General features: G+C 62.3%; 15 protein-coding genes. 3 read left to right on the forward strand and 12 right to left on the reverse strand.

All coding sequences use genetic code 11. The annotated features are described in order from the left end of the window. Positions 1-41: 41 nt before the first annotated feature. The 11 genes from purN to HBN54_RS04850 all read right to left on the reverse strand — a co-directional run bounded on the left by purN (position 42) and on the right by HBN54_RS04850 (position 14696). Positions 42-731 (reverse strand): phosphoribosylglycinamide formyltransferase, encoded by a 690-nt coding sequence (gene purN / locus HBN54_RS04795; RefSeq protein ID WP_168672019.1) that lies wholly within the window; start codon positions 729-731, stop codon positions 42-44. A 5-nt stretch (positions 732-736) separates the two neighbouring features. After that, positions 737-2026 carry a phosphoribosylamine--glycine ligase gene (gene purD, locus HBN54_RS04800; RefSeq protein ID WP_168672020.1) on the reverse strand — a complete coding sequence of 430 codons (1290 nt, stop codon included), beginning with the start codon at positions 2024-2026 and terminating at the stop codon, positions 737-739. A gap of 68 nt (positions 2027-2094) precedes the next feature. Then, positions 2095-3513: a phosphoribosylaminoimidazolesuccinocarboxamide synthase gene (gene purC / locus HBN54_RS04805; RefSeq protein WP_168672021.1), complete on the reverse strand. Its 1419-nt coding sequence runs from the start codon at positions 3511-3513 to the stop codon at positions 2095-2097. Positions 3514-3534: 21 nt separating this feature from the next. Further along, positions 3535-4392: a phosphoribosylformylglycinamidine synthase subunit PurQ gene (locus HBN54_RS04810; RefSeq protein WP_210427947.1), complete on the reverse strand. Its 858-nt coding sequence runs from the start codon at positions 4390-4392 to the stop codon at positions 3535-3537. A gap of 119 nt (positions 4393-4511) precedes the next feature. Beyond that, positions 4512-7688 carry an AIR synthase-related protein gene (locus HBN54_RS23380; protein WP_235955387.1) on the reverse strand — a complete coding sequence of 1059 codons (3177 nt, stop codon included), beginning with the start codon at positions 7686-7688 and terminating at the stop codon, positions 4512-4514. A 162-nt stretch (positions 7689-7850) separates the two neighbouring features. Next, positions 7851-8477: an orotate phosphoribosyltransferase gene (gene pyrE / locus HBN54_RS04825; RefSeq protein ID WP_168672023.1), complete on the reverse strand. Its 627-nt coding sequence runs from the start codon at positions 8475-8477 to the stop codon at positions 7851-7853. Positions 8478-8529: 52 nt separating this feature from the next. Next, positions 8530-9309, reverse strand: a complete 780-nt coding sequence (gene pyrF / locus HBN54_RS04830) for an orotidine-5'-phosphate decarboxylase (RefSeq protein WP_168672024.1) — start codon at positions 9307-9309, stop codon at positions 8530-8532. A gap of 94 nt (positions 9310-9403) precedes the next feature. Beyond that, positions 9404-10252 carry a dihydroorotate dehydrogenase gene (locus HBN54_RS04835; RefSeq protein WP_168672025.1) on the reverse strand — a complete coding sequence of 283 codons (849 nt, stop codon included), beginning with the start codon at positions 10250-10252 and terminating at the stop codon, positions 9404-9406. Positions 10253-10646: 394 nt separating this feature from the next. Beyond that, a complete protein-coding gene (locus tag HBN54_RS04840) occupies positions 10647-10877 on the reverse strand; it encodes a hypothetical protein (protein ID WP_168672026.1) in 231 nt (76 codons plus the stop codon). 356 nt (positions 10878-11233) lie between these two features. After that, positions 11234-12121: a DNA/RNA non-specific endonuclease gene (locus tag HBN54_RS04845; RefSeq protein WP_168672027.1), complete on the reverse strand. Its 888-nt coding sequence runs from the start codon at positions 12119-12121 to the stop codon at positions 11234-11236. Between the two features lie 331 nt (positions 12122-12452). Beyond that, on the reverse strand, positions 12453-14696 hold the full coding sequence (locus HBN54_RS04850) for a T9SS type A sorting domain-containing protein (RefSeq protein WP_168672028.1): 2244 nt from the start codon (positions 14694-14696) through the stop codon (positions 12453-12455). A gap of 377 nt (positions 14697-15073) precedes the next feature. Between HBN54_RS04850 and HBN54_RS04855 the strand changes: the two genes are divergently transcribed. From HBN54_RS04855 to HBN54_RS04865, 3 genes are all read left to right on the forward strand, one after another. Beyond that, a complete protein-coding gene (locus HBN54_RS04855; protein WP_168672029.1) occupies positions 15074-16432 on the forward strand; it encodes a sigma-54-dependent transcriptional regulator in 1359 nt (452 codons plus the stop codon). A gap of 155 nt (positions 16433-16587) precedes the next feature. Further along, positions 16588-19401 carry a PAS domain-containing hybrid sensor histidine kinase/response regulator gene (locus tag HBN54_RS04860; RefSeq protein ID WP_168672030.1) on the forward strand — a complete coding sequence of 938 codons (2814 nt, stop codon included), beginning with the start codon at positions 16588-16590 and terminating at the stop codon, positions 19399-19401. A gap of 5 nt (positions 19402-19406) precedes the next feature. Then, positions 19407-20495, forward strand: a complete 1089-nt coding sequence (locus HBN54_RS04865; RefSeq protein WP_168672031.1) for a flavin-containing monooxygenase — start codon at positions 19407-19409, stop codon at positions 20493-20495. Positions 20496-20778: 283 nt separating this feature from the next. On the opposite strand, the gene HBN54_RS04870 is transcribed toward HBN54_RS04865, so the two are convergent. Continuing rightward, positions 20779-21165 (reverse strand): T9SS type A sorting domain-containing protein, encoded by a 387-nt coding sequence (locus HBN54_RS04870; RefSeq protein ID WP_168672032.1) that lies wholly within the window; start codon positions 21163-21165, stop codon positions 20779-20781. Positions 21166-21273 lie beyond the last annotated feature (108 nt).

Consider the following 21273-nt stretch of genomic DNA (forward strand, 5'->3'; position numbering starts at 1 on the left):
ACAAATGGTAGCTGGCACCCGGCACAGCTGCCATTTATAATTCATAATTTATAATTCATAATTAGGCCCCTAAGGGCCTCAGCGTATAGCTCGTGCTCCACGGCCAGGCCGCGCCGCTCGACTTCAGCCAAGGTATCGGCCCCGCGCAAATCCACCGTTTGCTGGGCGAGAATGGGGCCGGTATCAAGGCCCTCATCAACCAGATGCACGGTGATTTTGGTTTCGAGCAGCTGGTTATCGAACGCCCACTCGTAGGCGTGCAGGCCCTGGTGCTGGTGGGTGTCGGCGGGGTGAATATTGATGATGCGGCCCGCAAACGGCTGAATGAAGGCCGGGGAGAGAATCCGCATGTAGCCCGCCAGCACCACCAAATCGGGCTGATACTGCTGGAGCAGCGCGGCCGCTTCGGCATCGAATATTTCGCGCTTGCGGCCCTGGCTGGGCAGCGAGGCTACCGGGCAGCCCTGCTCGGCGGCAAAGGTCAGGCCGGGCGCATCGGGTTTGTTGCTGAACACCACAACCACTTCGGCCAGCCCTTGCAACACACCGGTCTTGGTGGCTTCCAGCAGCGCCAGCATGTTGGAGCCGCGGCCGGAAAGCAGGATGGCTAAGCGGGCTTTGCGGCCCGTCGCGCCCACGCCCTCCCCCACTTCGGCGGAGAGGGCAGCCAGCCCACTCTGCTTGAAGGCGGTGAGGAGCTGCGTCACTTTAAGGTGCGCTTCTGGTATCATTTGGTCTAATTTACAACAGCGGTAGTGAGCACGGGCTCGGGACGTTGGGCAATGTCGGGCCGCACGTACATATCCTGGAAACTGACGAGGCTGCACGCCTCGTAGACGCGGGCGGTAGCGTCGGCCAAATCGACACCGTGGGCAGTGAGGACGAGCACGCGGCCGCCGTTGGTCACCAGCTCGCCGGCTTCGTTCCGCCGGGTAGAGCCGTGGTAGGCCCGCACGCCAATGGGCAACTTATCGAGGCCGGTGATGGGGAAGCCGGTGGCAAATTTCGGGGCCGGGTAGCCGCCCGAGGCCAGCACCACGCCCACAAAAGCGCCAGGCCGCTGCACCACGCCCTGCTTGGAAAGCGTGCCGTTGAGGGTGCCTTCGATGAGGGCCAGCAGGCTGCTGTCGAGAGCTGGCAGCAGGACTTCGGCTTCGGGGTCGCCGAGGCGCACGTTATATTCGAGCAGCTTGGGGCCGGTGGGCGTGAGCATGATGCCAAAATAGAGGAAGCCCCGGAAGTCGAACTGCTCGTGCTGAATGCCGCCGAGGGTGGGGTCCACGATGTCACGCCGGATGGCGGCGAGCACGTTGTCGTCGGCGAAGGGCACGGGGCAGTAGGCGCCCATGCCGCCGGTGTTGGGGCCGAGGTCGCCGGCCAGCAGCTGCTTGTGGTCCTGTGAAGTGGCCAGCAGGCGAATAACGCGGCCATCGGTGAGACCGATGATGCTGATTTCGGGGCCGGTCAATTTTTCCTCCAGCAGGAAAGAAAACCAGCCGGAATAACTCGTTTGCAAATCATCAAACGCCGCTTCAGCTTCTTCCGGCGACGAGCACACGTACACGCCCTTGCCGGCGGCCAGGCCGTCATATTTCACCACCACATGCCCGCCCAGCTCAGCCGCTTTTGTGCGGGCTTCAGCAATGTTGTCGCTCCGGAAGGCCCAGGCCTGCGCCGTGGCCACGCCGTGGCGGCGCATGAATTCCTTGCTCCACACCTTCGAGCTTTCCAGCCGCGCCGCCGAGCGGGTGGGGCCGAAAACCTGGATGTCGGAACCGGCAAAAAAGTCGGTGATGCCAGCCGCCAGCGGAGCTTCGGGCCCCACCACAATCAGCCGGGAATCATGGGCCTGGGCGAAGGCTTTCACAGCCTCGAAATCGAGCGGGTCGATTTCGGGGTGGCTGTTGGGGATGCCGGCGTTGCCGGGCAGCACGTGCACCGTGGCCCCGTCGCGGGTCAGCTTTTCGGCCAGGGCGTGCTCGCGCGCGCCGGAGCCGAGGAGGAGAAGGGTTTTGGTGTTTGACATCGTTATTGCATAACCTCACCCCCCGGCCCCCTCTCCTTGGGGAGAGGGGGAGCCGAGGCGGCGCGGGTTTAGAGTTGTTTAAATTCCTCGTCGGCCGCTCTCAGCTTGGCTTTGGTAGCGAGGATGTCCTTGTTCAGCCGCTCGCGCAGGCGGGGCAGGTTGAGGGCGCGCAGGGCGCCCTGGGCGGCGTTGTCGGGGCGCACGACGGTGAGGTTGGGCGTGCCCGAGGGCATGATGACCGACGAGTTCAGGTTCATGGCCAACTCGGCGTAGTCCTTATAGGGCGGGCACGAAATCACGGGCACGTTTACGTTAGCGGCCAGGGCGCCGCCGAGGCCGTTGCTCAGGCCAGCTACGGCGATGATGACGCCGGGCTCGATGCTGTTGTTCCAGATGTCGGCCATGCCGGCGATGGCTTCGCCGTTTTTGTGGGCCGAGGTCACGCGCAGCTGGGTAAACACGTCGTAGCCCTCGAACTGCTGGCGGATTTTCTCGCAGTGCTCCTTATCGGCGGGCGAACCCATCACGATGTTCACCCAGGCATCCTTGAGGAGGCCGGCAGCCACGAGGTTGGCCAGCAGGCGGGCGCGGGCGTCGTGGCGGCCCGAGCCGGGGGCATCTTCGGCGGCGGTTTCGGCGGTGGGCAGCGGCTCGCCCACGATGCGCTCGTAGATATCGAGGTAGCGGCGGCTGGCTTCCTTGGCAACTTCCGGCGTGAGGGCGCGGGGGTACTGGCCGTCCTGCTTGTTGGCGATGAGCCACTGGCGGACGTACTCCTTGTCCATCTGCTCGGCCGTTTCGGGGTTGCGGGCGTAGTCCTCGGCGCTCCAGAAGCGCGAAGAATCGGGCGTGTGCATCTCATCAATGAGAATCAGCTCGCCGTTCAGCAGGCCAAACTCATACTTGGTATCAACCAGAATAATGCCTTTCTCCTTCAGCAGCTCGGAACCAACCTTGAACAGCGCCAAGGATTTTTCCTTCATCTGGTCGTACAGCTCCTTGCTCACCCAGCCCTCGCTCACGAGGTTTTCGGGGGTGATTTCGCGGTCCGACTCCTCTTTGGTAGTTGGCGTCACAATCGGCTCCTGGAACTGCTGGTGCTTGGTCAGGCCGTCAGTCACGGTCACGCCCGAGAAGGTGCGCTGGCCCTTCTGGTAGCCCCGCAGCATCGAACCGGTGATGTAGTTCCGCACAATCATTTCCACCTTGATGGGCTCAGCTTCCTTCACCAGCATGGCATTGGCATCGACGAGCTTCAGGACGTGATTGGGGATGATGTGCGCGGTTTTGGCAAACCAGAAGTTGGCCAGGCCGTTCAGCACCGCGCCTTTGTGCGGGATGGCCGTTTCCAGCACGCTGTCGAACGCGGAGAGGCGGTCGGTTACGATGATAAGGCGGTCGCCGGAGGGCGCACGCAGGCTGTCGCGGACTTTACCACGGTGGAGCAGGGGGAGTTGGGGCGAAGCGAAGTGGGTGAGCGTGTTCATTAGCTACGTTTCTGAAAGAGGCTAGTGTTGGTTAGCGAGTTGCGCGGCCGGGGCCGTCGAAGTATTTTTTTGGGCGATGTGCGCCACGATATTCTTAAAAATCTGCAGCCCCTCCCCTTCCTCAGAAGCTTCCGGGCTCTGGCGGCGACGGCGGGCCCAGTCGGGGTGGTTATAGGCCGACAAAAACGCCTCTGGGTGCGGCATCAGACCAAACACCTGGCCCGTGGGGTCCGTGAGGCCGGCGCAGTTCAGGGCCGCGCCGTTGGGGTTGAAGGGGTACACATCGGTGGCACTGCCGTCGAAATCGGCGTAGGTCAGGCAGTTCAGGCCAGCGGTTTCGATGGCGGCCTGCGTGGCAGCGTCCGGAATCACCAGCCGGCCTTCGCCGTGACGCACGGGCACCTCCAGCCTGTCCATTCCGTTGAGGAAGGGCGTGTTCGACGCGGGGTTTACGCGGAGCGTCACCCACCGGTCCTCGTAGCGGCCGCTTGCGTTGTGGGTCAGCGTCACTTCGGGCACCACATTGCCCCCCAGGTTGGGCAGCAGGCCCAGCTTCACCAGCACCTGGAAGCCGTTGCAGATACCGAATACGAACTTGCCATTGGCAATGAACTGCTTAATGTCATCGAGCAGGGTGCGGCCGTGGGGGCCATTCTGGCGGTAGCGCAGCTTGTTGGCCAGCACCACGCCCGAGCCCAGGTCATCACCAAAGGAGAAGCCGCCGGGGAAGTTGAGGATGTCGAAATCGTGGATGCTCACCTGCCCGTGCAGCACTTGGTTGAGGTGCACGATGGTAGCTTCCGCACCGGCCAGGCGGTAAGCCGCTGCGAATTCTTCTTCGCAGTTGATGCCGAAACCGGTCAGAATGAGGGCCTGCACGGCACCAGCCGAAGCAGTCGCGCCAGCTTGTGCCTCCGATTGAACTTTATGTGCTCTGTGAGCGCCGTCTTGTACCATTTCAAAAGTCTTTTGGGCCAATGGAAAAGGGTCTTGTGCTTTTAGAGCGAATTGGAGTGACTGAGGTTGTCTTTTGAAACAACCCCAAGTAATTTGTTGACTGGGCCATTGGTCCAGGCGGCGCGGAGGGTGGCGGTATTGGCCGAAATAACCGGCTGGCCGGCGTGGCGCACGGTCAGCTGGCCATCCAGCGTCACGCGGCCGAGGCGGGTAGCGCGGCTACCGAGCAGCTGCTCGAAGGCCACCACGTCTTCCGGGGCCACCGTGGCCAGGAAGCGGGAATGCGACTCCGAAAACAGTTGCGTCGCCAGCGGCAGGCCAGCGGCGGGCAGGTCGATTTCTGCCCCGTAGCCGTAGCCGAAGGTGGTTTCGGCCAGCGCCACGGCGAGACCGCCGTCGCTCAGGTCGTGACAGGATTGGATGAGGCGCTGGTCGTTGGCTTGGCCCACCAGCGTGTACAAGGCCTTGGCTTTGGCGAAGTCCACCTTGGGCACATTGGCTCCCAGCTGGCCGTGCAGAGCGTAGAAATCGGAGCCGCCCAGCTCGTCGTGGGTTTCGCCGAGCAGGTATACCACGTCGTCGGCCTGCTTGAAATCGGAGGTCACGGCGCGGCGCACGTCTTCCATCTTGGCCGTCATCGAGTAGAGCACGGTGGGGGGCACCGAAATCTTCACGCCGTCGGCCTTGAAGTCGTTTTTCATCGAGTCCTTGCCGCTAGTGAGCGGGATGCAGTAGGCGGCGGTGGCGTCGCGCAGGGCTTCGCACATGCGCACCAGCTTGGCCAGCTTCTGCTTGCCATCGGGGTTGCTGGTGGCGTCGTACACCGAATCGGGCACGCAGAAGTTGTCGTTCACCGACCAGAAAATCCCGTCGCCGGGCGTCAGGTTCGGGAGCTTCCCTCCCACCGCGATAATCTGGCGCACGGCCTCGTCAAACGAGCCGGCCGACATATCATACGCGTCCAAATCGCCGTAGCGCGGGATGATGCCGTTGCTCACGGCCACGCCTTCCCAGCTCTCGAAATTAAAGCGTACCACGGCCGCGTCCTGCGGAGCCTGGCCGGTCGCGCCCATCAGAGGCTTCACAATGGTGCGGCCCTTCACCTCGTGGTCGTACTGGCGAATCACCGACTCGCGCGAGCAGATATTGAGCGAGCCTAGCAGCTGCGTCAGCGTCTCGGTGTAGTCAGCCGGCAGCGCAATGCGCGGCTGGCTCACCTCACCCCCAGCCCCTCTCCCGCGGAGAGGGGAGCCTGATGGTTCTATTGAGTGCATATCCGGTGCCCCCTCTCCACGGGAGAGGGGGTCAGGGGGTGAGGTGAACGTTGGCTCCGTCAGCGCCGGCCGCGTCCACTCCGCTTCCAGGATTTTGCGCGGTACGCCCTCGTGCAGGAAGTGCATGTTGAGGCGGGCTACCGGCGCGCCATCAAATCGCACGTCCAGGAAACCGTCGGCGGTGAAGTGGCCGATATCGGTCAACTCCACTTCCATTTCCTGGCCCAGCGCCGTGATTTCGGCCATTTTGCCGGGCTCCACCACCAGCGTAAACCGCTCCTGCGACTCGCTCACGAAAATCTCCCAGGGCCGCAGGCCGGGGTACTTCAGCGGTACTTTTTCCAACTCTACCACCGCGCCGCCGCTAATGCCGGCCAGCTCGCCCACGGAGGACGAAAGGCCGCCCGCGCCGTTGTCGGTGCTGCATTTCAGCAGGCCGCGGCGGGCCGCCAGCAGCAGGAAATCCATCGCCAGCTTTTGGGTGATGGGCGAGCCGATTTGCACGGCCGTGGCGGGCGCGGTTTCGTCCAGCTCGATGCTCGAAAACGTCGCGCCGTGAATGCCGTCCTTGCCTACCCGGCCGCCGGCCATGATGATGCGGTCGCCGGCATCTATGTTCTTTTCCCACGAATCCTTGCCCGCAAACTGCATCGGCATCACGGCGCCAGTACCGCAGTACACCAGCGGCTTGCCGGCGTACCGGTCGTCGAATACAATCGCGCCGTTCACTGTGGGCACGCCCGATTTATTGCCGCCGTCCTCAATGCCCTTGCGCACGCCTTCCAGAATGCGGCGCGGGTGCAGCTGCCCGGTCAGCAGCGGCCCGTCATATTCGGGGTTGCCGAAGCACAGCACGTTGGTATTGAACAGCAGCCGCGCGCCCCCGATGCCGGTGGCCAGCGGGTCGCGGTTGTTGCCCAGAATGCCCGTGATAGCCCCGCCGTAGGGGTCGATGGCCGAGGGCGAGTTGTGCGTTTCCACCTTCCACACAAACAGCGAGTCGGGGTTGATGCGTACCGCGCCGGCGTTGTCCGAGAATACCTTCACCAGCCAGTCGTTGCCGTTGGCGCGCAGCTGACGGTCAACCTCCGCAGTGGCGTCTTTGATGTAGGTTTTGAAGAGCGAATCGACCTGCTTCTCCTCGCCCGTTGCCAGGTCTTTGTAGTTGATGAGGGCCGAAAACTCCTTATGCTTGCAGTGCTCCGACCACGTCTGGGCGATGATTTCCAGCTCACAATCTGTGGGGTCGGCGGGCAGACCGGCGGCCTGCCGCTCGGCCTGCGTTTCAGCAGCGGCGAAGTGGTCGCGCACGGCCTGCATTTCCTCCAGATTCAGGGCGTAGATGTTCTCCTTCGAGAGCTGCACCAACTCCGCATCGCTGCGGCCGGTGAGGGAAATAACTTCGGTAATAGCTTCGGCCCCGCCGCCGGGGCGGGGCGTGTAGTCGCGGATGCCGTCGGCCACACGGCCCACTTCCAGCCAGTTGATGAGCTTGTTGCCGAGCAGTTCTTCTGCGATGCGGCGCAGGTCAGATTCGGGCAGGTCGTTTTCGAGCAGGTAGAGCTTCTTACTAAAAATGTGCTGGGTGTGCACGTCCAGCGGCTCATTCAGGATGTCGGCGAGGGCGTTTTGGGCGGAGGTGCCTTCGTCGTCGGTCACGCCGGGACGGCGGGCTACCAGAATATAAGTGGCGAACCCTTCAGCACCGGTCAACTCGTTCAGGCGCACGTCGTGCAGCACCGGGTCGGCGAGGCAGCGGGTGGCGAAATCATGCAGCTGGGTTTCGCTGAGCGGGTAGCGCACCGTGTAGAGGGCGGCGCTGCGCACGCGGCCGGTGGCCAGGCCGAGGTGGCGGGCGGCGGCTTCGGCCACGCGCTGGCCGTCGCCGTCGTGCTGGCCGGGTTTCAGCGTGAGCTGGATGGTGTGGGTGGTGTTGTCAGACATCAATAATATCAGAAGGTCATGCTGAGCGAAGCCGAAGCATCTCTAACGCACAACTAATTATTTACTATCACAACGAAGCGGTAGAGATGCTTCGGTCTCTGCTTGATGCGCAGAATGCTCAGCATGACGTTCAAGCTGGGCTTTCGGGTCTTCACTCTCCTACTAAAACGCTTTCTCCGGCCGACTGCCGGGCTTCACTACCGGCACGCCGGCGGTGCACAAAGGGCAGCTCTCGGGGGCAAAGGTCGCTGCCTGCACTTTTAAAAGCGCGAAATGCGGGAAATCCAGCCCACCATTTCCGCCCGTGCGGTCAATCAGCGAAGCCACGGCCAGCACTTCTGCACCCATTTCTCGCAGCACCTTAGCTACTTCCAGGGTGCTTTTGCCAGTCGTCACCACATCTTCGGCAATAACCACTCTTTCGCCCGGTTCGATGGTGAAGCCGCGCCGCAGCGTCATTTGCCCATCCGCGTCGCGCTCCGTAAAAATGCCGGGCACGCCCAGCTGCCGGGCCAGCTCGTAGCCAATCACCACGCCGCCCATGGCGGGGCCTACCACCACGTCGGGCTGCAGGCCAGCGGCCTGAATCTGGCCGGCCAGCGCAGCGGCGGCGGGCGCGGCCAGTTCCGGGCGGCGCAGGAAGCGGGCGCACTGCACGTAGGTATCGGAGTGCAGGCCCGACGACAGCCGGAAGTGCCCGCGCAACAGGGCATCTTCCTGGTGCAACTGCTCGGTCAGCAGCTCGGCATCGAGGGCAATGGGCGAATGAGCTTGGGTATTTTCAGTCATTTGATTTGAAAAGACTAACATGCAAAAAGCCGCGGTGAAGCGGCTTTTTGGTTCAGGCGTGAGCGGGGCTCGTCACGGCCCGGAATTCGTTGATTTGTTCCTGCAGCTCCCGGGCAGCGGCTCCGGCATCGGGAGCCTGCCAGATTCCCCGCGAGGAGTTAATGAGCAGGCCGCTGCCATCCTGGCGCAGGCCGGCCCGCAGCGTAGCGGAGAGGTCGCCGCCCTGCACGCCAATTCCTGGTACCAGGAACCATTGCTCGGGGCAGGCGGCGCGGAGCTTGGCCACGGTGGCCGGCTCGGTCGCGCCCACTACCAGGCCCACCGTTGAGTCGGGTATTTCCTCATCCATCAGCTTGGCCAGGCGGGCGGCCCAGTCGCTGATGGAGCCGCCGCGCGTCATGGCGGCATCCTGCAGGCCGTGCTGAGGCTTGTTGGAAGTTTTCGCGAGGGAGAAAACGATTTTGCCGGGCCGGGCGAAGGGCCGGATGGTGTCGTCGCCCATGTAGGGGTTCACGGTTACGCCGTCGGCCCCCACAATGTCATAGGAGAAGCGGGCATACTGCTCGGCCGTGTTGGCGATGTCGCCGAATTTGCCGTCCAGAATCACCGGAATGTCCTTCGGGATATCACGCACGGTCTGCTGAAGCAGAGCCACGCCGTTTTCACGGCTCAGAAAGAAGGCCAGATTGGGTTTGAAAGCCGCCGCGTAGGGCGCGGCCTGGGCAATGACTTCGCGCAGGCGGCGGGCCACGGTGGCATCGTCGCCGGTGGGGTCGAGGCCGACACAGAGCAGGGAATTAGCGGCTTGAACGCGGGATATGAGCTTTTGCATGAGACCAGGTGGGTGGGAATAGTGGAGTGAATGGCGAAGAATGAAGCAAACAAGGTAACAGCCGCCGGCCAAACCGGCACTACTGCCCGGCCGCCTAATTCGTGGGCAGCGCCGCGTGCGCCACCTCGGCCGCCAGCCGCGCCGAGAGGCCCGGCGACAGCCATTCGCCGCTGGCCACCTGCACGGCCTGCGCTCCTACGCGCAGGTAGTCCTGCACGTCGCGCAGCGTAAAAATGCCGCCCGTACCGAAGATGGGCAGCGTCAGTTTCTCGTCATTGGCCAGCTCCCACACGCAGCGCTGGGCCAGCGGCCGCAGCGCCTCGCCCGAGAGGCCGCCCACCAGCGGCGCGGCGGCGCGGTCGGTGGGCAGGTGCAATACCTTCAGGGTGTTGGTAGCAGCCAGGGCGGTCGCACCGCCCTCCTGCGCCGCCAGGGCCAAGCCCCGGATGTGGTCGGGCCACGGCGGCAGCTTCACAATCACGGCCGCATTGTCGCGCAGCTCGTTGCGCACGGCCTCGGTGGCCTCGCGCACGAACCGGGCCGTTATATCGCCCCCCGAGCCACCGGCTGGTACGGTAATGTATACCTCTACCCCGGCCAGCTGCTCGCCCACTTCCCGTTGCAGGTAGCGGGCAATTTTACGGAAGCCCGGCACGCCCGGCGCCGTAATACTCACAAATACCGGCACGCCGAAGCGGCGCAGGCGCGGCAGGTGCTCCTGCACCAGTCCTTCAGCCCCTTCGGTGCGCAGGTCGGTGCGGTTGAGCAGGGTTTGGTCGGCTACCTGCAGGATGCCTTCGTCGCCGGGCAGGCCGGCGCGGGGCTCCATAGTTACGGTTTTAGTGAAAATCGCGCCCAACTGCTCGTACCCCAGGCCGTCGAGCTCCCACGGGGCCGCCGCCAGGCACACCGCATTCTGTAACGTTATGGCTCCGAGTTTCATAAGCTGTATTGTTATAATGTTCGCCTCGCCACTTGGTCCTCTCCCCGATGGATAGGGGGGGGGGAAACCAGACGACTTATTTAAATTTACTGCCCATCAGGCCAACTTCACTTTTAATATCCCCACCCAAAACCAGACTAGCGTTAAAAACCAGTTCCCCATCTCCAACAGAGAAGGGGGCTAGGGGCCGTGCCCGGCAGGGATGAGGCATCACATCAGAACGAGACTAGATGACATTGTCGCGGTTAATCAGGAAGGGCACACACTCTCGAATATCCGTCTGGCCTACCGCCATGCGCTTGGGGCCGGTGCCTAAGGTCGCTGTTGCCGGTGTGGGCCGAGGCGAGAGTGGCTGCGACTACCTTGAGGGCGAGGGTGTTGACATCCATGAATATTAGTCAAAAGAGCGTTTAGACTGAACAGCTGGGGAGAAAACCGAGCTAACCGCGCATAAAAAAACCGTTTCGGAATCCGAAACGGCGGCGGGGCAGCAACAAGAAGAAACAGCAGAAATACCGGCGGCAAAATCGGAAAAACCGACGGCGGCGAAGACCTTTCGGTCCTCTCGCGGGTCGCTGCTGAGCAGGGTCCCGCGCTCTATCAACTGGTGTTTGGGTTGAAGCACGGTGCAAAATTACGGAATGTTTACGCCGGGCAAACATTGGTAATGTTACCTTTTTGTTGGGCACTCATTTTTCAACTTTCGTTTTCGCCCTAACTGGCTAATCGACGCGCTTTTCACCCAGCTTTTTTGCTTCGGAAAAAATTCGGGCCTTCGTAACTAATTGCTTTGCAAGGACAACGTGCCGTAACTTTGGCTGTTTATTCAGGATATGTAGCCTTCATCTGCATTCAGCGGAAAGTAAAAAGCCCCTGAAATACACGGTATTTCAGGGGCTTTTTACTTTCCGGCCGGCTTGCTTGCTATAACTGTAATTAATCGGCCAGAAACCGGGCGAAAATTGTAATTATGGCCACAACTCAGCTGGTGGGGCCGGTGTCTACTTTCGACTCAATGGTGGCCTGCACGGTGCTGCTCACGGCCGAGAGAATATTGTAGCCCGTAGCGGCCTCAATAGCATCCACGGTGGTGCGGTAGCCGCCCCAGGCCGAGCTGATGGCCGTGGTATTGGGCGTGTCGATGGCAATGATGCGCGTGCTGGTGGTCACACGGCTGGCGTCGGAGCTGCCCTCGGGCAGCACCACCACCACCTTCCAGCAACGGGCGGGCACCGTGATATTGCCGCTGGCAATGGTAGTGGCATAACCGTTTACGCCAGTGCCGCCAGTACCATAGCTGCCGCAGATAACGTACAGCTCGTAGCCCTGGGCCACGAGGGTGCGCTCGTAGTTTTCGAGGTTGGCCCAGGTTTGCTGATTGTTGTTAGCGGCCTGGGGCATCATGTTCGTCATCAGAAACGTGGCCGAGTTGTCGGCTACCGAGCCGGTGCGGTCGGCGCTGGGGCAGTTGTGACCCCGGTCGAAGCCCGAGCCGGTGTAGCTGGTGCTGGTGGCCCGGAACCAGCCGCTGGGCAGCGTGGCATCCGACGAAAAGTTGTCCTGGCGGGGGGTGCTGCCCAGCCAGGCGCTGCTCAGGTGCCAGCTCACCCAGTTCGGCTTGCCCTTGTCGCGGCTATACGAAAGGGTATACTGGGTTTTGGTCATCAGGTAGTTGTTAGGCGAGTTGGTGGCGTCGGTCACGGCGCCGCTGGGGTTGCCCATGGCCAGGTTGCTGTCGCGGGTAGCGTCCTGGTTTACGGTGGCGGCAATGGGCTGCTGGCTGGGAGCTACTTGCTCGGTGCGCGAGCACGACGCGGCCAGGGTCAGGAGCAGCGCGGCACTGCTAATGCGAATAATCGTTTGCTTCATAAAAACAGGCAGGCAATGGGGATTTCGAATGATGACCGCAAAATTCCCTCTTTGGGATTGCCTCACCACCACCGTAATGTTACCGCTACATTATCAATCGCCTAAATATTAGAGCATCAACATTTTGGCATTCGCTCCTCAGCATTTAAAAATCATAGTTTACCTGTTTATTATTCAGGAATATGCGCGCTGCCTTGTCACTTCGGTATTAACTGGTGGGCAATGCGGCGGGCCAGGGCTTGCCTAACCGACTGCCAATAAGCCTCACGGGAAACGGAAAGTCCCGCTGGCAATGCGCCAACGGGACTTTCTGCGAAGGGCCTGCAGTGTGCTATTGGCCGCTAATTATCAGGCGTTGCGTAGCCAGCCGCTGTCCGGCGGCATCGCGCAGCACTACATGGTAGAGGCCGGGAGCCAACCTGGGCAATACCAGACCAGTAGTGGCCGGGCCCACGGGCTGCTGGCTCACCAGCTGGCCCATTTCCGAATACGTCTGCACCAGGCCGCCCCCGGCCGGCATATTCACAAAACGAACCTTCACGGCCTGGGCATCGGGGGCGGGGTTGGGGTAGGTTTCGAGCTGCGGCACGGCCACTGCTTTGGCTACCGCCACCACCACTACGGGCGAAAACGTCTCGGTGCCATCGTTATCGACCTGCCGCAGGCGATAGTAGAGGGTGGTAACGCCCAGGTTGCCGGCTTCGGCATCGCGGAGCTTGTAGTCTTTGGGGGTATTGCTGCTGCCAGCACCCAGCACCTTCCCAATAGCCTGGAAGGCAACATCGCCGCCAATGGAACGCTCTACTAAGAAATGGCTGCTGTTTTTTTCCAGGGCAGTGCTCCAGGCCAGGTCGGCCGCGCCGTTGTTCCAGCGGCCAGTGAAGGCCGTGAGCTCGACGGGCAGCGGGGCCGCCAGCGACAGCAACGGAATATCCTCGGCAAAGGCATAATAGATGCGGGTGTTGGTAAACAGCGAAGCCACGGCGTTCACTTCCAGCTTAACGAACTGGAAATCGCGCGAGGCCTGAAACGATATCCGGCTTTGGCTGGTGCTACCCAGCAGCGTGGTGCTGAGCAGAGCCGCGCCGGTTTTGGCTTCAATCAGGGTATTGGTCGAGTCGTAAGTCGACAAAGTGAGGTTGGGCAGCAGGTTCAGGTCGAGCAAGCCGGCTCCGCTGCTTATCACCATGCCCACGCGGTTGCCGGCCCGGCCCGAGCCGTTCAGCTTCAGCTTCAGGCTGGCCGTGGCCGTGTTAAGCAGCACGCCAAGCCCGGTAGTGTTCAGTTGCGCAAAATTGGTATTGTCGACATCTGCGGCAAAGCTTGGGTTGCTCACGCTGGAAAGCGTCACCAACCCCAACCCAAATACTTGTATTACTTGCGCGGCGCTGGCAAAATAGTCTACGTTATTAGCAGGGTCAGCAAAATTTGAGAGCACCGGATTAATTCCCTGAAAAGCCGAAGGAGCCAGGCCAAAACCATAAAATACCTGCAGGTCGTCGAGGGCCGTGAGTACCCCAATGCGTTCGATTTGCACTTCATCAAAAACCTTGGTGGCAACAAACGATACCTGGGCCTTATTATCGGGCAGCAGCGTAAGCTGAAGTAGATTGGCCCCGATGCTGGCCTCCGCTTTAACGCCGGCTTTGTAGGTAGTCAGCCGCAGGCCACTCAGCACACTCACATCCAGCAGGCTATTTTGCCCAATCACAAAGCCCGCGTAGTAGCCCGCAGGTACGCCGCCCGTGGGCACGCCGGCCAGCTTGGTCCTCAACGAGGGGTTGCAGGCCACCGTGAGCGTGCTGCGCATGGTGGCAAAGTTGGTCAGGCTGATGTCGGCCACATTGGCCGCGTCGTCAACATCGGTATTCACGCACACGCCCCCGGTCGAGCTAGCCGTGCTGTACTCGGCGCTGGTAGGAACGGTGAAGCGCGACAGATACCCCGTGGCCCGGGTCTGGAGGCCCGGCCGTACACCATAAGCATAGTAGATATTGGTGATGTAGTTGATGCCCAATGCGCCGCCAATTTCAATTTCTACTGCATCGAACGATTTGGACGACACAAACTCCAGCTGCGTGGGCAGTGACCCTGCCCCCAGAGCTGCCCGCACAATATCGAGCCGCACCACTTTCTCTTCGCGCAGCTCCGGCGAGGCACCGGTGAGGTAGGTGCGCAGCGTGACGGTGCCCAGGGCATTCAGGCTCAGTAAAGTGGCCGCGTTGGCCAACACCACGCCCGCCCGGTAGCCGGCCGGTGCTGCTTGCGTCAGGCCCAGGCGCAACGCCACAGGATTTCCCACACTGACATTGGCATCGGTCTTGAGTATGGCAAACGTGTTGACGTCGCCATCAGCGGCGTTGATTCCCGCCGTGACGTTGCCGCTGCCCGCCACCTGGGGCGAGGGCTGCTTCACCACTGCCACATTGCTCCCGGTGGAGTAGTAGGCGCGCTTCGGAGCCGATTGTGCGTGGGCACCACCCGCCCCAATCAGCCAGAGCAGCAGCAAGGTCAGCAGCGATTTCCACGCCCGGGCATGGGCTGTTAAAACGGAAGTTGGGGTAAAGGATTCCATAACTATTCGCAAAAAATATTTAACTCTTTGGCCCTGTGCCTGCTCCATCCGTGCAATTCCGTGTCCATGTCGGCACAGGCGTTTTTTTGCCCTATCAGTCAATTAGATATAATTTTTACGATATTAATTTTATTTCCCATTATTGGAACAGCGTCCTCAAATGGGAATTTATCAATAATCCCCCTAAAATCCGATTACATCCCAAGTTCGTATGTGCCTTGTTGAACCACTTATTCCACTACTCCGCTTTTTATTGCGTATTTTTGTAATATAATTTTTTTAATGCTACTCTTTATTCAACTATCGTAAATAGGCTCATAAGCCGTTCGTTTTCGATTGATGCAACGTTATTTTAGGTTCCTATTTCCACCTGCTGCATGAGCCCTACTCTACCCTTTAAGATTTTTATAGTCGAGGACAATGAATGGTATGGCGAGCTGCTCCTGCACCGCCTCAGCCAGAACCCGAACCACAGCGTTTCGCGCTTCACCACGGCCCAGGCGTGCCTGGAGCAGCTGGGCGAAAAGCCGGATTTTATCACGCTCGACTATTCGCTGCCCGATGCCAAGGGCGAGCAGGTGCTGCGCCAGATTCGGGAGCGGCTGCAGGGCACCGAGGTAGTGGTGATATCGGGCCAGGAGGATGTGAGTACTGCGGTGAGCATGCTGCAGCAGGGCGCCTACGACTACCTGGTGAAGGATGAGAATACCCTGGACCGCCTTTGGAACCTGGTGGGCAAAATAGCGCAGCAGGTGAGCCTGCGCCGCGAGAACACCCAGCTGCGCCAGCAGATTGGGGTGCGCCACGGGGCCGGCCAGGCCATTCTGGGCGAGCACGCGTCGATGCAGGCCGTGCAAACCCTCATCACCAAGGCGGCCCGCACCACCATCACGGTGAGCGTGAGCGGCGAAACCGGCACGGGCAAAGAACTGGTGGCCAAGGCCATTCACTTTCAATCGAGCCGGGCCTGCCTGCCTTTTGTGGCCGTGAACATGGCGGCCATTCCGCACGAGCTGGTGGAGAGCGAGCTGTTTGGGCACGAGAAAGGGTCCTTTACCGGAGCGGTGGCCCGCCGCGTGGGCCGGCTGGAAGAAGCCACCGGCGGCACCCTGTTTTTGGACGAGATAGCCGACCTCGACCTGAGCCTGCAAGCCAAGCTGCTGCGCGTGCTGCAGGAGCGCGAAGTGACCCGCGTGGGCGGCAACCAGGCCATCCCGTTCGATGTGCGCCTGATTGTGGCCACGCACCGCGACCTGCTGACGGAGGTGCAGGCGGGCCGCTTCCGCGAAGACCTGTACTACCGCCTGCTGGGCCTGCCCATTGTGCTGCCCCCCCTGCGCCAGCGCGGGACCGACGTGCTGCTGCTGGCCGGCGTATTCGTGCACGATTTCTGCCAGCTCAACAACCTGCCGCCACGCCAGCTCACCGACTCGGCCCGCGAGCAGCTGAAGGCGCATCCGTTTCCGGGTAACGTGCGCGAGCTGAAGGCCGTGGTGGAGCTGGCTACCGTGCTGGCCGACGGCGAGTTCATTCATGGCGAAGACCTACCTCTGCGCCCCGGCAAAGCCACCTTTGGCCCCGGCAGCCAGCTTTCGCTGCGCGAGCAGACCACGGCCATCGTGCAGAGCTGCCTCGATGAGCTGGACGGCGACGTACTGGCCGTGGCGGCCCGCCTCAACATCGGGAAATCCACTATTTACCGTATGTTACAGCAACGCGAGCTGCACATCGGGTAAATACCGGCGAGCGGGCTGCCGAGTTCGTTGGTGCGCATTGCCTTTGCCTGCGACATTGTTTTACGCTTAGCTCTCATTTGATGCGTCGCTCCCGTTCTCCTCGTCTGGCTCGCCGGGCCGCTGCAACAGCAGCCCGGCGGGTGGCCGAACGCAGGATGCAGCCCCCTCCCCTCGCACCTGCCGGCAATGCCGCTTCCCTGCCGGCGGTGGTGCCAGGGCAGGTGCTGGCCGACCGCGTGCCCCTCATCCTGTTCAGCTACGACATGCGGCACCGCCAGCTGGTGCACTGCAACCGGCATTGCCACACCGTGCTGGGCTACACGGCCCAGGCGTTGCTGGCGCTGGGCGAGGGGCTGGGCCAGGAGGTAATACACCCGGACTCCCGGGCGCAGCTCATGCAATCGGATATGAAGCTGCTACTGGCGCGCAACCAAACCGCCAGCTGGGACTGCCGCGTGCGCCACCACGACGGCAGCTGGCGCTTGCTGCGCCTGCGGGTGCGGGCCAGCGTGCTGGGCCCCGAAGGCCAGGTGTGGGAGATTATGGGCAGTGCCGAGGACGTGACCCGCCACCGCGCCGCCATCGACGAGCTGCGCCAGAGCCGCCACCAGCTGCGGCAGGTGCTGGACGTGGTGCCCAACCTGGTGGCGGTGTTCGACCTGCAGCAGCAGCGCACCACTTACACCAACCGCCGCATCGAAACCCTGCTGGGTTATACCAGCGAAGAGATTCTGGCCTTCCCACCCGGCCACCTGCTCCCGCACCTGCTGCCGCCCGAGTCGCTGGTGCGCTACCAGGCCACCATGAAGGAAGTGGCTCAGATGCCCGATGGCGAGGTGCGAACCATTGAGTTTACGGCCCGCCACCGCGACGGCACCACCCGCTGGCTGCACAGCGCCCACGCGCCTTTTGGCCGCGATGCCCAGGGCCGAACCACCAGCGTTATCAGCGTGACCGAGGACATCAGTGAGCAGCGGGCCGCCGACGAGCAGCACCGCCTTGCCACCGCCCGGCTCACTGAGCAGCACCGCCTGTTCCGGCAGGTGATTGATGCCCTGCCCCACCCCATCTACCTAAAGGATGAGCACGGCAACTACCTGCTGGCCAACAAGTCGCTGGCCGCTTTGTATAATATGACGCCCGATGAGCTGGTGTGCGCCGGCAAGCCGGATATTCCCACCACGGCTGATACCGCCCGCTACCGGCAGCAGGACCTGCAGGTGCTCACCACCGGCCAGGACCTGACGCAGGAGGAATGCTTCACGAACCCCGATGGCCGGGTCAACTGGTTTAGCAGCGTGAAGCGCCTGTTTGTGCAGGACGACGGCACGGCCCAGGTGCTGGGCGTGGACAGCAACATTACCGAGCTCAAAAGCACCCAGCAGGCTCTGGAAGGTGCCATTGCGACGGCCCAGGTTGATGCCCAGGCCAAGGAGGATTTCCTGGCCAACATGAGCCACGAAATCCGAACACCGCTGCACGGCATTCTGGGCCTGACGGGGGTGCTGGTGAAAACCACCCTCAGCCGCAGCCAGCACGACTACCTGCGGCTGCTGGGCGAGTCGGCCGAGCACCTGCTCAATGTGCTGAACGACGTGCTCACCACCGCCCGCCTCGGCGCGGGCAAGCTCCAGCCCGAGGCCATATCTTTTGCCCCGGTGGAGCTGCTGCGCGGCTGCGCGGCCCTGCTGCGGCCCCGCGCCCGGGAAAAAGGCCTGCGCCTGCGCATCGAAAAGCCCACCCTCGCCGGCCCGGTGCTGGGCGACGCGCACCGCCTGCGCCAGGTGCTGCTCAACCTGGTCAGCAACGCCATCAAGTTCACCGAAACCGGCACCATCAACCTGCGCTGCCGGGTGGTGCCCGGCCCCCGCCAGCACGCCGAGCCCGCAGGCACGGTGTGGCTGCAATTCATGGTGAGCGACACCGGCCTGGGCATTGCGCCCGAAACACTGGATAAAATCTTCGAGCCCTTCACCCAGGCCACCGCCAGCACCGACCGCGAGTACGGCGGCACGGGCCTGGGCCTGAGCATTTCGGAAGGCCTGGTGAAACTCATGGGCGGCGTGCTGCAGGTGTGCAGCGAGGTGAACCAGGGCAGTACGTTTGCCTTCACGCTGGCCTTCCAGCCGGTGGCCGCCGCCCGCCCGATAGAATCGGAAACGCCGGCCGAAGCCCCTGTCCTGGCCGATGCCGGCCGCATTTTGCTGGTCGAAGACAACCTGGTAAACAGCCTGCTGGCCGAAACCGTGCTGCGCAACTGGGGCTGGCAGGTAACCACCGCCGCCAGTGGCCCGGCCGCCATCAACCTTTTTGAACACCGGACCTTCGACCTCGTATTGATGGATATTCAGATGCCGGGCATGGATGGCGAAACTGCCGCCCGCGCCCTGCGCCAACACCCCGACCCCAGCCGGGCCGCTACTCCGGTCATTGCCCTCACGGCCCGCGCCCAGGCCGGCGAAGCCGAGCGCCTGCAGGCATCCGGCTTTGCCGGCTACCTTGCCAAGCCCTACCGCGAAGAGCAGCTCCTCGAAACCATGCAGGCCGTGCTGGCACACCACAGCCAGGCCAGCAAATCAACGTCTCCTTCCTTCACTACTCCCACTATGCCTTCCGCGCCTTCCCTCTATAACCTAAGCAATGTGCGCCAGCTGGTGCGCAACGACGAAACCATCGTGCGCCGCCTGGCCTGGGCCTTCATCGAAACCACGCCCGCCATCCTCACCGCCCTCGACGAGGCCCTGACCAAAGGCGACTGGGAAGCCCTGGGCGATGCCGCCCATCACCTCAAAAGCTCCCTCGACGGCCTGGGCGTGGAAAGCCTGCGCCACGTCATTCGGGAGGCGGAGGCCTACGCCGAAACGCCGCCCGCCCCGGCCCACGCCGCCCAGCAGGTCACCCTCATCCGCACCGTTACCGAGCAGGTGATGGCCGGCCTGCGCACGGAGTTTCCCGAGCTGCAATCCTAGCGCGCATGCCACCTCCCATTCCCCTGGCCCCGGCGCCCCCGCTCATACACACCGATACGCTGGTGATTGGGGCGGGGCAGGCCGGGCTGGCTGCTGCCTACTACCTGCAGCGGCACGGCGTCGATTTCCGGCTGCTGGATGCCGCCCCCACAGCCGGCCATGCCTGGGACACCCGCTACGATTCGCTCCGCCTGTTTTCGCCGGCCTGGGCCAGCGGCCTGCCCGGCCGCCCCTGGCCCGGCAACCGCCTCCGCTACCCCACCCGGGCCGAAACCAGCGCCTACCTGCGCGATTACGCCGCGCATTTCGCATTTCCGCTCGATGCCGGGCTGGCCGTGACCCGCCTCACGGCCGCCCCCGGCCAGCCCGGCTACCACGCGCACACCGCCGCCGGCCGCACCTACGCCGCCCGCCGCGTGATAGTAGCCACCGGCCCCTACACCACTCCCAAAATACCGGCGTGGGCCACCGAATTGCCCACCGCCGTGGCCCAATTACCCAGCCGCGACTACCGCCGGCCAGCCCAGCTGCCCGGCACCGGCCCGGTAGCCGTAGTGGGCAGCGGCAACTCGGCCCTGCAAATTGCGGCCGACATTGCGGCCACCGGCCGGGCTGTTTTTGTGGCTTTCGATGAGAAGACTCCGGCCATGCCCAACAACCAGCTGATGTGGGCCGGCCTGACCGTGCTGGGCCTGCTGCGCATTCCGCGCCACACGGCCCTCGGCCGCTGGATGGCGAGCCAGCCCGAGCCCGTGGTGAGCAGCGACCTGGCCCGCCTGCGCCGGCTGCCGGCGGCCACTTTCATTGGCCGGGCCACGGCGGTGCTGCCCACCGGGGCCATTGCGGGCCAGCGGGCAACCTCTCCGCCCCTCGATGCCGTGGTGTGGGCCACCGGCTACTGCCCAGCTTACGACTGGCTGGAGCTGCCCGTTTTTGAGGCCAATGGCCAGCCCCGCCACCAGCGCGGCCTCACGGCCGCGCCGGGCGTAGCGTTTCTGGGGCTCGACTGGCTCGACAGCCGTAACTCGGCCCTGCTCAACGGTATTGGGGCCGATGCCCGACGCGTAGTGCAGGCCCTGCTGCAAATGCCCTAATCTTATTGAAACCTGCCCGGGGTTTTCGGGGTTGAATACATCAGATGCAGCTTGCTGAATCGGGCTGCTTTTTGTCCACTAGATTTTTCTGTAGCATTATGTTTATTTTCATGCTTGGCCTCTTGCTGGTCACCGCCATTCTGGCGCTCAAAACGGTATCCAACGTCGAAGAAATGCTCACGCCCATTCCGGTACGTGCCCAATAATTCTTCAATTTTTGTCAATAAAAAAAGCAGCCCGAAAGCTGCTTTTTTTATTGACCGATAATGCCCTGAATTTTCGCTTAGCGAATAACCAGCTTGCACATCTGGCTGGTGTTATCTGACTCCAGCCGCACGTAATACAGGCCGTTGGCGAATTTGCTTAAATCAAGCGTACGGGAATATTTGTCGTTGAATTCCGTGACGGTTTCGTGGTAGAGCACCGAGCCGATAACGTTCAGCACGCTCAGCTCCACTTTCTTACCCTGCAAGTTATTGATGGTGAGGTGCACGATGCCGGTGCTGGGGTTGGGATAAACCAGCAGGTTTTTGTCGTCGCTGGGGCGGGTTTGCTGGCCGGGGCGGTGCATGGCAGCGGCCGACACGGTGGGCACCGTATGCAGCAACGGCCCTACGCCGAGGCTAAGACAGACAAATAATAGCAGAGGTAAAAGTAGGCGTTTCATCATAGTGTAAATTAGGAGGCGGTAGAAAGGGCAGTAAGTTGTTGAAGTAACGGTAAAATTTGCTTTTGGTTGACAAAGATACAGCCCTTGTGCAGTAAGCTACACCAGAAT

The organism is Hymenobacter artigasi (assembly GCF_012275535.1).
Taxonomy (GTDB): Bacteria; Bacteroidota; Bacteroidia; order Cytophagales; family Hymenobacteraceae; genus Hymenobacter; species Hymenobacter artigasi.

Excerpts from the sequence above, each read along its gene's own strand:
- purN (WP_168672019.1), bottom strand. The coding sequence starts at position 731 with ATGATACCAGAAGCGCACCTTAAAGTGACGCAGCTCCTCACCGCCTTC.
- purD (WP_168672020.1), bottom strand. The coding sequence starts at position 2,026 with ATGTCAAACACCAAAACCCTTCTCCTCCTCGGCTCCGGCGCGCGCGAG.
- purC (WP_168672021.1), bottom strand. The coding sequence starts at position 3,513 with ATGAACACGCTCACCCACTTCGCTTCGCCCCAACTCCCCCTGCTCCAC.
- HBN54_RS23380 (WP_235955387.1), bottom strand. The coding sequence starts at position 7,688 with ATGTCTGACAACACCACCCACACCATCCAGCTCACGCTGAAACCCGGC.
- pyrE (WP_168672023.1), bottom strand. The coding sequence starts at position 8,477 with ATGACTGAAAATACCCAAGCTCATTCGCCCATTGCCCTCGATGCCGAG.
- pyrF (WP_168672024.1), bottom strand. The coding sequence starts at position 9,309 with ATGCAAAAGCTCATATCCCGCGTTCAAGCCGCTAATTCCCTGCTCTGT.
- HBN54_RS04835 (WP_168672025.1), bottom strand. The coding sequence starts at position 10,252 with ATGAAACTCGGAGCCATAACGTTACAGAATGCGGTGTGCCTGGCGGCG.
- HBN54_RS04845 (WP_168672027.1), bottom strand. The coding sequence starts at position 12,121 with ATGAAGCAAACGATTATTCGCATTAGCAGTGCCGCGCTGCTCCTGACC.
- HBN54_RS04850 (WP_168672028.1), bottom strand. The coding sequence starts at position 14,696 with ATGGAATCCTTTACCCCAACTTCCGTTTTAACAGCCCATGCCCGGGCG.
- HBN54_RS04855 (WP_168672029.1), top strand. The coding sequence starts at position 15,074 with ATGAGCCCTACTCTACCCTTTAAGATTTTTATAGTCGAGGACAATGAA.
- HBN54_RS04860 (WP_168672030.1), top strand. The coding sequence starts at position 16,588 with ATGCAGCCCCCTCCCCTCGCACCTGCCGGCAATGCCGCTTCCCTGCCG.
- HBN54_RS04865 (WP_168672031.1), top strand. The coding sequence starts at position 19,407 with ATGCCACCTCCCATTCCCCTGGCCCCGGCGCCCCCGCTCATACACACC.
- HBN54_RS04870 (WP_168672032.1), bottom strand. The coding sequence starts at position 21,165 with ATGATGAAACGCCTACTTTTACCTCTGCTATTATTTGTCTGTCTTAGC.